Annotated in this window: 17 protein-coding genes and 1 rRNA gene; 8 read left to right on the top strand and 10 right to left on the bottom strand. The window is 37.5% G+C overall.

Annotated elements, in window-relative coordinates:
* Positions 1 to 169 precede the first annotated feature (169 nt).
* Positions 170 to 284 (top strand): 5S ribosomal RNA (gene rrf / locus J580_RS20475).
* Positions 285 to 419: 135 nt separating this feature from the next.
* Positions 420 to 950 carry an NMCC_0638 family (lipo)protein gene (locus J580_RS24000; RefSeq protein ID WP_032005593.1) on the top strand — a complete coding sequence of 177 codons (531 nt, stop codon included), beginning with the start codon at positions 420 to 422 and terminating at the stop codon, positions 948 to 950.
* Positions 951 to 1,012: 62 nt separating this feature from the next.
* Here J580_RS24000 and J580_RS20465 read toward each other — a convergent pair whose 3' ends face one another.
* A complete protein-coding gene (locus J580_RS20465) occupies positions 1,013 to 2,386 on the bottom strand; it encodes a dihydrolipoyl dehydrogenase (protein ID WP_032005590.1) in 1,374 nt (457 codons plus the stop codon).
* Between the two features lie 147 nt (positions 2,387 to 2,533).
* Here J580_RS20465 and J580_RS20460 point away from each other — a divergent pair, with 147 nt between their 5' ends.
* Complete coding sequence (locus tag J580_RS20460) at positions 2,534 to 4,012, top strand: Ig-like domain-containing protein (RefSeq protein WP_032005588.1); 1,479 nt, start codon at positions 2,534 to 2,536, stop codon at positions 4,010 to 4,012.
* Positions 4,013 to 4,302: 290 nt separating this feature from the next.
* Here J580_RS20460 and J580_RS20455 read toward each other — a convergent pair whose 3' ends face one another.
* Complete coding sequence (locus tag J580_RS20455; protein ID WP_002116083.1) at positions 4,303 to 4,638, bottom strand: TIGR01244 family sulfur transferase; 336 nt, start codon at positions 4,636 to 4,638, stop codon at positions 4,303 to 4,305.
* 192 nt (positions 4,639 to 4,830) lie between these two features.
* Between J580_RS20455 and J580_RS20450 the strand changes: the two genes are divergently transcribed.
* Genes J580_RS20450 through J580_RS20440 form a run of 3 tightly spaced genes read left to right on the top strand, consistent with a single transcriptional unit; the run spans position 4,831 to position 6,583 of the window.
* A complete protein-coding gene (locus J580_RS20450) occupies positions 4,831 to 5,727 on the top strand; it encodes an alpha/beta hydrolase (protein WP_032005586.1) in 897 nt (298 codons plus the stop codon).
* Entirely contained in the window at positions 5,728 to 6,165 is a 438-nt protein-coding gene (gene trxC, locus J580_RS20445; RefSeq protein ID WP_017385658.1) for a thioredoxin TrxC, read from the top strand. It abuts the gene before it with no gap.
* Position 6,166: 1 nt separating this feature from the next.
* A complete protein-coding gene (locus tag J580_RS20440) occupies positions 6,167 to 6,583 on the top strand; it encodes an acyl-CoA thioesterase (RefSeq protein WP_002116010.1) in 417 nt (138 codons plus the stop codon).
* Between the two features lie 69 nt (positions 6,584 to 6,652).
* Here J580_RS20440 and J580_RS20435 read toward each other — a convergent pair whose 3' ends face one another.
* From J580_RS20435 to J580_RS20425, 3 genes are all read right to left on the bottom strand, one after another.
* Complete coding sequence (locus J580_RS20435; RefSeq protein WP_017400288.1) at positions 6,653 to 7,159, bottom strand: ester cyclase; 507 nt, start codon at positions 7,157 to 7,159, stop codon at positions 6,653 to 6,655.
* A 76-nt stretch (positions 7,160 to 7,235) separates the two neighbouring features.
* Positions 7,236 to 7,730 (bottom strand): DUF4442 domain-containing protein, encoded by a 495-nt coding sequence (locus tag J580_RS20430; protein WP_032005584.1) that lies wholly within the window; start codon positions 7,728 to 7,730, stop codon positions 7,236 to 7,238.
* Positions 7,731 to 7,764: 34 nt separating this feature from the next.
* A complete protein-coding gene (locus tag J580_RS20425) occupies positions 7,765 to 8,253 on the bottom strand; it encodes a YajQ family cyclic di-GMP-binding protein (RefSeq protein ID WP_002051423.1) in 489 nt (162 codons plus the stop codon).
* Positions 8,254 to 8,344: 91 nt separating this feature from the next.
* On the opposite strand from J580_RS20425, the gene J580_RS20420 reads away from it, so the two are divergent.
* Positions 8,345 to 8,659 (top strand): rhodanese-like domain-containing protein, encoded by a 315-nt coding sequence (locus J580_RS20420; RefSeq protein ID WP_002116171.1) that lies wholly within the window; start codon positions 8,345 to 8,347, stop codon positions 8,657 to 8,659.
* A 36-nt stretch (positions 8,660 to 8,695) separates the two neighbouring features.
* On the opposite strand, the gene mnmC is transcribed toward J580_RS20420, so the two are convergent.
* The 4 genes from mnmC to J580_RS20400 are packed head-to-tail and all read right to left on the bottom strand — an operon-like array spanning position 8,696 to position 12,032.
* A complete protein-coding gene (gene mnmC / locus J580_RS20415) occupies positions 8,696 to 10,570 on the bottom strand; it encodes an FAD-dependent 5-carboxymethylaminomethyl-2-thiouridine(34) oxidoreductase MnmC (protein ID WP_032005581.1) in 1,875 nt (624 codons plus the stop codon).
* 23 nt (positions 10,571 to 10,593) lie between these two features.
* On the bottom strand, positions 10,594 to 11,076 hold the full coding sequence (locus J580_RS20410; protein ID WP_032005579.1) for a hypothetical protein: 483 nt from the start codon (positions 11,074 to 11,076) through the stop codon (positions 10,594 to 10,596).
* 4 nt (positions 11,077 to 11,080) lie between these two features.
* Positions 11,081 to 11,383, bottom strand: coding sequence for a YciI family protein (locus tag J580_RS20405; protein WP_032005578.1), 303 nt, complete (start codon positions 11,381 to 11,383; stop codon positions 11,081 to 11,083).
* Positions 11,384 to 11,417: 34 nt separating this feature from the next.
* A complete protein-coding gene (locus tag J580_RS20400; RefSeq protein WP_005064166.1) occupies positions 11,418 to 12,032 on the bottom strand; it encodes a septation protein IspZ in 615 nt (204 codons plus the stop codon).
* Positions 12,033 to 12,076: 44 nt separating this feature from the next.
* Between J580_RS20400 and J580_RS20395 the strand changes: the two genes are divergently transcribed.
* Entirely contained in the window at positions 12,077 to 12,928 is an 852-nt protein-coding gene (locus J580_RS20395) for a PHP domain-containing protein (RefSeq protein ID WP_032005576.1), read from the top strand.
* A 6-nt stretch (positions 12,929 to 12,934) separates the two neighbouring features.
* Here the strand turns inward: J580_RS20395 and J580_RS20390 are convergent, their stop codons facing one another.
* The gene (locus tag J580_RS20390; protein ID WP_005064169.1) at positions 12,935 to 13,846 is read right to left on the bottom strand and encodes a bestrophin family protein; all 912 of its coding nucleotides are present in this window, start codon (positions 13,844 to 13,846) and stop codon (positions 12,935 to 12,937) included.
* Positions 13,847 to 13,891: the final 45 nt, after the last annotated feature.

The raw sequence follows: 13,891 nt of genomic DNA, 5'->3' as shown, positions 1-13,891 counted from the left end.
GTATATGAAGCATCAATCGATTCATAAACATGCAAAGCAACTTGATTTAGTTAAACACTTAGCTAAAATGAACAACGAAAAATCAGACCAATCAGCCCATCTGTAAAGATTTGGAAAACGCAACGTATCACACAGTGAATAAAACGAAGCAAGTATCCATACCAGTTGTGCTGGCGACCATAGCAAGAGTGAACCACCTGATCCCTTCCCGAACTCAGAAGTGAAACCTCTTAGCGCTGATGGTAGTGTGGGGTTACCCATGTGAGAGTAAGTCATCGCCAGCTCATTATTCTAAACACCCCCATTCTAATGAATGGGGGTGTTTTTTATTGCGATAAAAAAATCTAAATCCCCGACTAACTTTAGAATGAATTATGATATAAATCACATTATTTAAAATGATAACAAGAGTATTAATAATGAAATTTTCAGAATTTAAAATATTTTCCTTTATATTGGCTATAACACTCAGTTGTAGTTCTATATATGCTAATGAAACTGTGAAAAGTTTGTATAGTACAAAAGCCTTTTTAAATATTTGTGTAAGTTCTAGAGGAAATCCTGAATTAATAAATAAACAAGCAAAAAATATGGGATTTATCCAAATGCCTAATGAATATGCTGCACATTTTTTAAAAGATTATAATGGTCATGCATGGATGATAAGTTCCTCTGAAGGAAAATTTGTTATTATTCAACTCGATAATGGCGTATGTTCATTCTTTATAAATAAAGGAAATTCAACTGAAATTCAGAAGAATTTAGAAAGTTGGCTACCTCCAGAATCTACGGGCCTAACTTATAAAAAAGAAGTATATAAAGATAAGAATTTGACCACAACAAATTATATTATTTCTAAAAATGGGAAGGCTTTAGAAACATGGATATATACTAGTTCATCTGAAAAGAATGCTTCATTAGTTGCGGTTATTTCCCATCAAATGAATTAATTAAAGCAATGTGAAGTAGAGAAGAGCCAATTTTTATTAATAAAGAGCTCTTCTAAAATCGATTATTTCAGTTGTCTACGCGCATGCTTTAGAGCAGTGCGAAGACCTTCTTCTAAAGTCGGATGATAAAAGGGTTTCTCTAGAATATCATTTAGCGTTAATTCTTCACCGATTATCCAGCTTAATAAATGGGCCATATGTTCAGTTGCTTCTGTAAATAGCTCAGCACCTAGAAGCTTTTGGCTTTTTCGTTCTATATAAACTTCAATAGCACCTTTATTTTTTCCAAGAACTATAGCTCTTCCTTGTCGTTCATAAGAGGCTTCGCCTGTAATAAAATCTATACCTTCATCTTTTAACTGCTTATAACTTTGACCTACGATCGCCATTTCAGGATGACTAAAGACAATTCCTAATGGAGTAAGTGTCTTAACTGAGTTTACCTGCGGATAATTTAAGCAGTTATAAACAACTTTTTTACCTTCATGAGCTGCTTCATGTTGTAGTGGTGTTGAGGTGTAAGCGTCACCGACAACAAAAATTGGATATGTATCTAGCTGCTTAGTTTTAGCATTTACAGGTAATAACTTAATATCTTTGAATGAATTATCAATATTTTCTAGTTTTAAAGTATCAATTAAACTTGTACGGCCGGTTGCAGCTAAAACATATTCAACTTCGAGAGTTTTCTCTGTTTCATCAAATTGGTAAGTTAATACAGCGTTTTCCTGACTGCATTTAACTTCACTCGGTAAAGTCTCGAATAGAATTGTTAATTCTTTTCCTAGCTCTTTTTGAGCAAGCTGTTGAAGTCTAGAACTAGTTAGGATTCCAATTCGTTTACTGCGAGCGAAGATTGTTGTTTCTACACCTAGACGATGCATAGCTTGTGCGATCTCAAGAGCGATCACACCACTACCAATTACAGCAATAGATTTAGGAAGTGTTTTTAACTCAAATATTTGGTCTGTTGTTATAAGCCGGTTTCCTAATTCTTGCTTCCAAATTTGATCATAATTAGGAGTTGAACCAACAGCCAGAATAAAACTTTTTGATTTATACCGTTTTCCGTTAACTTCTACAGTTTGTGCATCAATAAAATATGCTTTGCCAGAAATTTTATGCTCAGTCGGCCATTGATCTACATCTTTTAAAGTTGCTTGTGTAAATCTGTTACGTAAAGTTTGTACATGCTGCATCACTTGATCAGTATTAATATTTGCAGATACATCTAAAGCAACCTCTTGAGCATTTTGAATGTCAAACATACGGTTTGCTGTAGAGATGAGAACTTTACTTGGCATACAGCCTACACGGGCACAAGTGGTATCCCATGGTCCATCATTTATAATTAAAATATTGTTGGTATGTTTAACGGCTTCTTTGTATGCGCTAATACCAGCAGTACCTGCGCCAATGATAATAATATCGAACATTATAAATTCCAATATCTATAAGTTTTTCACTTAATAAGTTACATAATAAAACACAATGTAATTTATGTTTACAGAGTATGGTGAATATGATTACACTAATAATATAAATAATTAAAAAATCTTATACCTTTAGGAAAGATTGGGGAAATGAAAAGTATGTATAAAAAACAACTTACCTTAAAGTTGTCGGCTATTGCTGTGTCAATTATGTTAGCAAGTTGTGGCGGGGGGGGCGGGGATGGCTATTACCAAAATGGTTCATCAAATAGTAACTCATCATCTGGAAGTAATAATAGCGGATCTCAGCAAGCGACTGCTACAGCTTTAAAGATAGAACTAGATAAATTATCAGTTGCTGCAACGAATGATACTTTAACTGTTACTGTTAGAGCTTTAGATAAGAATAAAGGCGGTGTTGCTGGTGCTAATGTCACTTTGGAATTAGATGATCCAACAAATAACGTATCTATAGAAGGCGTATCTACTCAAACTACTGATGCGGCAGGTAATGCTATATACATTATAAAAACACCAAAAACATCGAGTTCGATAAATGAGTTGGTGAAAAATGGTTTTAAATTAAAAGTCTCTACGAATAATGGTACGCTTACTCAAGAACAGACAGTGACAGTAACAGGTAGCAACAGTACTGTCGAAGCTGATACTACGAGTATTGTATTGTTTGATGCTACAAAAACCTCTCTAAATGTTAGAGGTGATCAAACAACCGTCACATTAACAGCTGTAGATGCAAATGGTGCAACTTTAGCAAACCAAGCGATTACACTTAAAGTTAGAAATTCAGTTTTAAATGGTGTCAAATTTACTCCTAATGCGACACAAACTGATGCAAATGGTCAGATCACCTATACTTTATCTTTTAGTGAAAATCAAAGAACTTCATCATATAGTGCTGCTCAGTTCGTAACAGATGATCTTGTTTTAGAAGCAAACTTTGGCCAATCTACAAAAATTTATACTTATAAAATTGATGTGGTTAATTCTGATGTACCAGTAGCAGTAGGCGCTATTGCCGTAGCATATAATCCGACCACAATGGAAGATTCAAGTGATGGAGTCTACTACTATAAAAATATTTCAGTACAAGTGACTGATGTGGATGGTAAACCGATATCTAATCAAGATGTAGTCATGGGCGTTAATGCTCTTGCGTATTATAAGGGTCGATATGGTTTTGTTGATACTTCTAATCCAACTGATGGTAAACCAGATGAATATCTTCCTGTTATTAGAACAGCCTGTACATCACCAGTCCAAGCTGTAAATGTGAATGGGGACGTTATTAATCAATTAAAGCCGCTTAAAGAAAATTCTACAGTCCAAGTTGTATCGTATATCAATAGTGCAGGTACCGCTGCAACCAATAATAAATATACGACAGATGCAAATGGGCGTTTTGATCTTAAAATTCAATATCCTAAAATTTATGCATCATGGTTAACTGTTCAGTTAACTGCTAAATCTACAGTTTCGGGAAGTTTAATTAAAGGATCTACATCTTTAACTTTAGGTTATTTATCGAAAGATGTTAATCTTACTGATCTTAATGGGCCAAATATAGAAAGCCCATATGGAATAGATCCAAATTGTTCAAATCGTAATTAATATAAAAAGAAGCAGCATTTAAGCTGCTTCTTTTTTAGAGTTGTGTTCCCATACTAACACCTACGGTAGGTCGGACCTGCATAGATGAACATGCATTAAGAATAAGACAACTGACCAATAAAAATATAAGTTTATTCATAAGAGAACTGAGAAATTTAATGTGATTTGAATACTTTAGCTGAAAATTATTTATATATCTGTTGAATTGATACAGTTGTATATTTTCTTTTTATTAATAAAAGCTCTACTTTTTAGGAAAAATAGAGCTTCTCGTTGGCTCATTCAATAATTTAATCGTCTAACAAATCCATTTGTTTTGCTAATTGATATAGGTTGTTTGAACGGTTTCCTGTGCGGCAGAACATCAGCACAGGTTTTGGCAATTCATTATAATGATTAGCAAAAGTACGTACATCTAGTTCAGTAATTTGTCCAGCTACAACAGGTTGATAAACATAGTCTAAGCCTACTTGACGTGCTGCTTCTTCAATCTGAGCACTTGTAGGTTGTTCTGGGCCGCCTTCCATATCTGGTCGGTTATTAATAATAGATTTAAATCCTTTTTCTACAACTTGGCCAACGTGTTCTGGACCAATTTGACCTGCGAAACCAACATTATCTGACATTTCGTCACTCCAAAATTTAACAAAACCTCTTATGCTGTATCATAGCATTAAGCTTAACCTGAGATACAAGACACTAAAACGTTGTTCCTACATAGATAAAACTTATGTCATAGAACAGCTCTAGATTTTTAAAAGGCGATCAGGATGTTTTTTGTAAATTCATTACTTCGACCATAATGCCACGGAGCACATATGCACGCTTATACGGTTGAGCCTTTATATGTTCCATGTGATCAGGAAATGATCGCAGCTGACTTTTATATTCCAAAAACAAATAATAAATCTGCGGTAATTATCATGGCGCATGGTTTTGCTGGATTGCGTCAATTTAAACTCATTCAGTATGCCCAGCGATTTGCTCAAGCAGGTTACGCTGTTATTTTATTTGATTACAGATATTGGGGTGGTAGTACTGGCAAGCCTAGAGAAATGGTCTCAATCAATTCACAATTAGAAGATTGGAAGACAGTGATTCAGTATGCTTCGACTTGTAAACTCGTAGATAACCGAAGGATTGTGCTTTGGGGAACTTCTTTAAGTGGGGGATATGCGCTAAGCCTAGCTTCTGAGTTAAAGAATATTCAAGCAGTTTTAGTACAAATTCCATATGTAGATGGCGCTGAAACTGCCAAGCTCTATCCTTTACAGCGTTATCCCCAAGCATTAAAGCTATCGAGTCAGGATTATATGGGATCAAAGATGGGGCTTAATCCAAAGCGATTACCTGTTGTTGATCAACATAACCTATGCTTTATGCCTACCGCAGATAGTTATTATGGCTATTTATCGATTGTAAATCCTGACTATTATTGGAGTGGGGAAGTTCCTGCTCGTGTCTTTTTTAATCTGATGCGATATCGTCCAATCCAAGTTGTGCGCCAGATTAATATTCCTGTTTTATTTATTGCTGCTCAAAAAGATTCGCTTATTCCTATTGAGTCAAGCCGTGAAGCTGCGACAAATATTGCGCCTTTTGTGAGTTATCATGAATGGGATATGAAACATTTTGATATCTATCACGGTTCATGGTTTGAAAAAGCAGTGATAACCCAATTAGAATTTTTACATCAGCATATAGGAGTGATGTAAATGATTATTGTATGTGCATCGTGTGGTGCTAAAAACCGAGTTCCTGAAGAAAAACTTCCAGAGCAACCAAGCTGTGGGCAATGTCATCAGCCATTACTACCGCTTGCACCTATTGAGCTAAATGAGCAAAATTTTAGTAACTACATCACGAATAGTGATCTACCTATTCTTATAGACTTATGGGCAGAATGGTGCGGACCTTGTAAAATGATGGCTCCACATTTTGCGCAGGTCGCAAAACAGAATCCAGGCGTTATCTTTGCCAAGATTGATACCGAAGAATCTCCTCGCTTGAGCCAAGCTTTTCATGTGAGAAGTATTCCGACACTTGTCTTAATGAATAAAACGACAGAGGTCGCGCGTATTAGCGGTGCATTACGTGCGCCTGAATTGCAACAGTGGCTCGATCAACAACTTCAAATGAATTTCGGGAGCTAAGGTGTCAGAAGCTTATACCAAACCAGAAGGAATTTTATCCTTACAAACGATTGCCATGCCAGCAGATACAAACTGGAGTGGTGATGTATTTGGTGGATGGATTGTGTCACAAATGGACTTGGCTGGAGCAATTCACGCAGAACGATTCAGTCGTGGTCGCTGTGCTACGATTTCTATTAATCAAATGACCTTTTTGGTTCCGGTAAAAGTTGGCTTTGTCATTAGCTGCTATACCAAGATCTTAAAAGTTGGAAATACTTCTATTCAGATGCAAATTGAAGTTTGGGATAGTCATGATGACTCTCGTGAACCAATACGCATTACTGAAGGAGTTTTTACCTTTGTAGCAGTAGATGTAAAAGGTAATAAGCGTCAAATACCTGAAGAAGCGAAACAGAAGTTTTTGGAAACTCAATAAGAATCAGAAAGCCTGAATATTAGTATTCAGGCTTTAATTTTATTCAAAAGAAAAACTAGTTTTTATAAATTAAAACATCGTATTTGTATTTTTGCTTTGCTCAGGAATATTTTGTATCACATCCCAATGCTCTACGATTTTTCCATTTTCAACACGGAATATATCAACAATTGCTCTTCCTCGATCTTTTTCATTTTCAGTCGAATGGACATGTAAAACGACAAGATTACCTTCAGCAATCGCACGTTTAATCTCATTTTTAGCTTGCGGATTCTTTTGGAATTTTTCAGTGAAGAAATTAACGAAAGGTGCTTTCCCATCTGGAACATTAGGATTGTGCTGAATGTATTGTTGACCAATATAGCGGTCTGCATATTCTTTGACTTTATGTTTTAAAAAGACACCTTCATAAAAGTCGGTCACTATTCTTTTGTTTTGAGCACTTACTTTATCAATAGCTTCTGATTTAGCCGAAGTTGCTTTACTGGTTTTAATGCTGGGTTCAGTCGCGTGAGCCGTTATTGTTGTAAATATTAAACTGGTAAATAAAGAGGAAAGAATTAATATTTTTTTCATTTTTAACCTCAAGATACAAAATATTAGTTTTATATCTTGAGGTAAATAACCGTCTAAAAATACTTTAGATTAGTTATTATTTCTTACGTTTAGGTAACCATGCCCAGAGCATTTGGCATTGAATTGGTTCATTGCCTGCGTCATCAATCACAGTAACAGGAATCACAAGTTCGCCTCTCTCATTATCTGCAATAAACTTTTGTTGTTCAGCAGACAATGTTGCTGTAGCAGTCAAACCGCCTTCAACCACTTTTAAATAATCTACATGTAATGATTTGATTAATAAAATTCGATTATCAGGAATATGTAAACCAGTTAGAAAACCTGTTGCAGTTTCTGCTAAAAGAGCCATAGCCGCGGCATGCACTCCTTTAATATGATTTTGCATATTTTTTTGGTTATCTAAACGGACAGTAACGTGGTTTGAGTCTACTTCTAGATAGCGGATATTTGCTGTACCCACCATCGGCACGATACGACCAAACGCCTTGCTCCAAAGCGTGCTCCGAATGCCTTTAGGGAATTTTGAAGTTGCTTTTACCAGTTTTGATAGACGGTTGGATTGAGACATGGGATTACCTTAGCTTTAAATGGCCGACAAGATATTAATCTTTAAAGTTATTAAACTGTAATGGCACACCGAATTGTTGTTCACGTAAAAAAGTCATGACTTGTTGTAAGGTGTCACGCTTCTTATCAGTCACACGAATTTTGTCGCCTTGAATAGAAGATTGCACTTTAACGCCACTTTCTTTAATGGCTTTATTAATTTTTTTTGCAGTATCAGAGTCAAGACCATCTTTAAGTTTAATGACTTGTACAAAGTTTTTGCCAGAAGCCGCAGCTTTTTGTGGATCAAGTGCTTGAACATCAATTTTACGTTTATAAAAATGATTTTCTAACATGTTATAAACTTGTTCACACTGGAAATCACTTTCAGTACTGATTTTGATTTCTTTATTTTTTTCATTTAATTCGATAGAAACATCGTGACCACGGAAGTCAAAGCGTGTTGCAATCTCTTTTTGTGTGTTTTGTACAGCATGATTAACTTCAAATAACTCTAATTCAGAGACAATATCGAAAGAAGGCATAGTTTAGACCTTTACAAAGTGAAAGAATATTTGAGATGCTAAGAGGGTTTTCTTCATTTGCCAAGTGTTGTTTACATCAAAGGAGTGCACAATGATCCGTAAACAAGAAATTACAACATTTGAATTCCCAGAAAATGCTGTTATCTGGGATGTCCGTGATACTAATGCTTATGCAGAAGGGCATGTTAAAGGTGCGGTGAATCGCCCAATTAATGATTTGAATGCTGATATTTTGAACCAGGTCTCTGCGGGTCAGCCGATTTATATTTTATGTGGTGGTGGTAGCAAAGCTCCTCGTGCAGCTGAGAAACTAGAAGGATTGGATGCCTCGCGTGAATATGTCGTGCTGATGGGCGGGACACGTGCAGCTCGTGATGCCGGCTTGCCTCTAGAGCAGGGCGCATAAAAAAAGCACCTTCGGGTGCTTTTTTATTGAAATGAATTATTGCGGTTTAAAATAAGGCTTTTTAGGTTTCACTTTCTTTTGGAACCGTTGAGGATTCAATTTTTGTAATAAGCGGTCTGGTACTGCACAAGCTTCTCCTAACATTTGAGCAACTAAGATTTCACTGCACAGCGGGGCAAATAAGAAGCCTTTAGAGCCAAGCCCAGCAAAAGTAGCAACTCGGCTATTGTCCTGTATTTTTCCAACTAGAGGAAAATAATCCAAGCTTTGTGCCCGTATAGATGCACGCCCTTGCCATGCCGAAGGTGATGGTAACTTTTCAGCATATTCAGGGAATACACTGTGGATTAATTCAAAGTTATGCACATGGTCTTCGGGAAGTACATCTTGATCTTCACGATTTGGGTAGAAAGACGCGCCTAAAATCATCTGTGAGGCATCAAGTTGCATGCAATAGCCGCCATAGCTATAAGCTTCATTTAAAGGCAGAGGAGCAAACGTATTATCAACCCAGCTCACTTGTCCACGTATTGGTTTTAACTGCGGATAGCTGTCAAATAAGGCAGCACTTTCTCGAGCACAGCACACAACGACATGATCTGCTTCTGCAATAATTTGATTATTGGTTTGCAATTGAACTTTATTTTCACAAGAAACAAGTGCTGTGACATGGGCAATTTTGAGATTGATATATGGATGCTGCAAAATTTCATCACGTAATTGATGTGGTGAAACGGAACCAGCCTCAGTTAGTAATATGCTTGAATAATCAGTTTCAAGTAAGTTCGTTGAGTGGGTAACAACTTCTGCTGGATACTGATTTACCAAATCGAGAAGTTCTTCTGCATTTTTCAATGCAATTTGTTGAATTTGAAGTGGACGGAATGCATTAAAATTTTTATAAAAATTTAAAGCATGTTGCCAACTTAAGGTCATGAGATGTTCATGACTTTGTTCAATTGGGCATAGTTTCGGATTAAGTAATGCCAAAGGGTTTCCAGAGGCACCTGATAATGCATTGTTTTGCTCGTATAAGGTCACTTGGTGGCCACGTGTTGCAAATGCCCACGCCGTGCTTAAACCTGCTACACCAGCCCCTATAACCGCAATATGCTGTTGCTCTGTAGGCAATGCGTGAGTTTGCCCTAATTCTAAGGAACCTTTATCAGATTCAGGCAGATTCCAGACTGCTTTGAGCATTTCTCGTTTATGGCCAAAACCACGTGGACGAGAAATATCAATACCATGTGCTTTGAGTCCACGTTTTAGAATGCCAGCAACACTAAAAGAGGCAAATGTAGTGCCATAACCTGAAAGACGGACAATATTATTTAAAACATTTTGTTCCCACATGTCTGGGTTACAAGATGGTGCAAAGCCATCTAAAAACCAGGCATTCACAGCTTTAGTTTTAGCCATGCTTGGGAAAATTTCTTGCGCGTCTCCAAGCCATAAATCGATGCTAAAACGTTCTTTAGGAAAAGTTAAACGATGACATCCAGCAATAGGCAGGGGATATTGTTCAATTAACTGCTCTGCAAGTGGTTTAAGTTCATCCCAGACATTTAAAGCGCGAATAAGATCAGCTTTACTTAATGGAAATTTTTCCACGCTAATTGCATGTAAATGGCTTTGATTATCAGGACGAACTTGCCGCCAAAGTTGCCAGAGTGCAAGAATATTTAAACCTGTACCAAAACCGGTTTCCCCTACACTGAAATATTCAAAATCTTTTAAATTGGCTAATCGTTCTGATAAGTCATTACCATTTAGAAAAACATGTCGTGTTTCAAGTAGGCCATTATCTTTAGAAAAGTAGACATCACCAAATTGTTTAGAAATGGGAATCTCGATACCATCGACAAATTCCCAGTCCAGCTCTGCTGTTTGGATACGGTTTGATACGTTCATTGAATTTAATAGATCGCTTGGTATTACCACTGGCGTCGACGTTTTGTATGAATATAACTAGCAATAAAGAAACCTAGCAATACACCACCCGCTAAGGTAACAGCGCCATATAAAAACATTTGCGCACTTCGTTCACTTTGTAAGACTTGAACCTGAACAGAGAGATTATCATTTTTTAGCTGTAACTCTTGGTTCTGGGCCAATGCTTCAAGGTTGGCATGTTCTAGCTGTTTTAAGCGAGATGCTTGATCTTGAACTAAGGCTTTGATTTTTGCGTCTTGCTGTTGTTTGTTCTTTGCGAGCTGTTCTGCTGTAAGTGGTTGTGTTGCAGTTGGTGCTGTCGTCGCTGCAGTTTTGGCTCCAGTTGCCGATGTTGGAGCTGGTTTAGCGGCTTGAGTTGAAGGCGCACTTGGGGAAGGAGTTGCTGGTGTCGCAGCAGGTTCAACTGCTCCAGCAGTTGAACATATCAAACACAAGCCAAGAAAGCTTTTGATTGCAAGCTGCATGCGATTACCCTTTTGGAAATGCTTTATTAAACGGTTTTACATCAACGTGAGCATAAATGCCTTCTTTAAGAAATGGTTCTTCTTTTAACCATTCATCTAATGCTTCGCGACTGTCGAATTCAACAATCATGGTGCTACCAAAAAAGCCTGCTTGCGGATCATTAGGATCTTTTGGCATAGCACCCGCTGTAACAAGGCGGCCTTCATCATCGAGTTTTTGTAGACGTTCGATATGCTGAGGGCGTACTGCCAAGCGTTTTTCTAAAGTTCCTTCGTTATCGGTACAGCTTAGAACAAAAAAAGGCATGTAATCGTATCTCTATAATCAATCTGGAAGCACTTTAAGCGTCTGGTGACTTAAAATGTTTGCGTAAAATAATGAACTGAATAATGATAAATGAAAACATCACGATCATGTCACCAAATGCAGTAAATTCACCCCAATATTTTCCACCGTGAAATAAAAATGCGAAGAATACATGCAGACAAGACATCACGACAAACATCGCAGCCCAAGCGAAATTGAGATTTTTCCAACCTTTTTCACTCAAATCTAAAATAGGGTCAAATAAGCGTTGAATGAGCGGTTTACGGTCTTTACCAAACCAAGGTGAAACCAAGAATGCGCCTGCGAAAACTAAATTTAAAATCGCAGCTTTGAGACGAATATAGAAATCGTCACTTAACATGAGGGTGATACCACCAAAAATGACAGTCATAAACAATACAAACCACTGTTGTTTATCAAGACGGAATTTTTGGAAAACGAATAAGGCACCATATACCACAAGCATTGAAATAATTAAGCCAGTCGTCGCTACAAGAATATTATTATTATCGGCACCACCAGCAGACCCGATCAGTTTGAGTAAAGGATGCTGGGTGTCAGTTGGATCAACTGTTTTATATAAATAGAAGAAAATAATTAATGGAACAAAGTCCAGAAGTGCTTTCATGTTAGAGTATCTGATCAGGTTTGGCGAATGGCATAGTATAAAAGATGCAAGGCATAGATTTACATACACATAGCAATATTTCTGATGGAACTTTGTCTCCAGAATTGCTGGTGCAAGCTGCTATAGATGTGAACTTGCATACGTTGGCTTTGACTGACCACGATACAATGGATGGGTTGCAGCGTGCAAAAAATGCTGCACAAGGTCATGATTTAAATATTATTTCTGGCGCAGAGATTTCTAGCCAGTGGTCGCGCCCAACCACTAAGAAGAGTTATGGTGTACATATTGTTGCTTTAAATATGCAAGATGAAGCACCAATTTTAGAAGCATTAGAACAACAAAAAAGAATTAGGGCGCAAAGAGCTAAAGTGATTTGTGAGCTATTAGAAAAATGTATTGGTTTTCAGATTTATGATGATGTTCTTGCCAAAGTAGAAAATCAGCCGGATAGGGTAACAAGAACTCACATTGCTAAAACATTGGTCGAGAAAAATGTCGTGACTCGTCCTCAACAAGCATTTGATCGTTTCTTAAAAGAAGGAAAACGTGCTTTTGTAAAGTTTGAAGGACTAGGCTTAAAAGAAACCATTGATGTGATTCATCAAAGTAAAGGTTTCGCAGTATTAGCACACCCGACCCGTTATGATTTATCTGCAACTAACGTTCGTTATTTAATTGAATTATTTGCGACATCAGGTGGAGACGCAATTGAGTTACCTCCACCAATGGAACCTCTATCTACTCGCCAGATGATTGATCGAATGATTGAACAATATCAGTTGGCAGTTTCAATTGGCAGTGATTTTCATGGTGGAAATATGCCATGGATTAAACTGGGAAATACGCCTAAACCCACTGATAAGCAGCATGGGATTTGGGAACGTTTTCTTTAATCGAGCTCAGAGTAAGTTGTTATCTTGAGCTTGAATTGGAGGAGGTGTTGGTTTACCGAGAGTCCCTAATAATTCAATCTCGATACTACGTACCATTGCATCTAGCGGTAAATCATTACTTTGCGTACCGAAAGGCTCTTCAATTTCAGAGCTTAGAGCATCCAGACCCAAAAATGTGTATGCCAAAATTCCGACGAGTAAAGGTGTTGCTAATCCAAGCAATGAACCCAGACTAAACGGCAACATAAAACAGAAAAAATAAACTGTACGGTTAAGCAAAACCGAATAGGCAAATGGAATGGGTGTATTGGCAATTCGGTCACAGCCAGTTTGTACGACGCTTAAGTCGGCAACATTCTTATTCATTTGTGCATAAATGATGTCAGAAATTTCACCTTCTTTAAGTGCCTGCAACAATTCCCAGTGAATCAGACTGAGCGTGTACTGAGGGGCATTATTTTGTTGGTAGAGTTGAGTGAGTGCTTGCTGACTCATACCACTGGTTTGAATCAACTCAGTTGGGTTTGCCGTCTGACGACGTAAACGGTCACGCAATACATTAGCAAAAACAATCACATGTTGAATAACGCGCTCGCGGCGAGCTTGAGTTAAAATACGGCAGTCACGGTCAAAATGGCGTGAAGTTGCAATTAGAACACCCCATAATTTTCGGGCCTCCCACCAACGGTCATAACACGCAGTATTTTTAAATCCTAGGAAAATTGAAAGTACGACACCAATGAGCGTGAAGCCAACCAAAGGAATCTCTGGAAAGCGATAAAGATTGATGTACTCCACTCCACCAATGATTGCCGAGATCAGCATCACAACGCCTAGGGATGGCAAAATTTTGGGTAAAATTGTGCCTCGCCAAGAGAATAAAACTTTGAAAATACTAGGCTGTTCCCGAACAATCATTTTATTTTAAACGTCGCTATTTTTGTTTTGATCTTCTAGGCTTAG

This window comes from Acinetobacter sp. 1542444 (genome assembly GCF_000581835.1).
Classification (GTDB): Bacteria; Pseudomonadota; Gammaproteobacteria; order Pseudomonadales; family Moraxellaceae; genus Acinetobacter; species Acinetobacter pittii.
The sequence above is the reverse complement of the archived record's forward strand: the minus strand, read 5'-3'. Positions and strand labels throughout refer to the sequence as shown.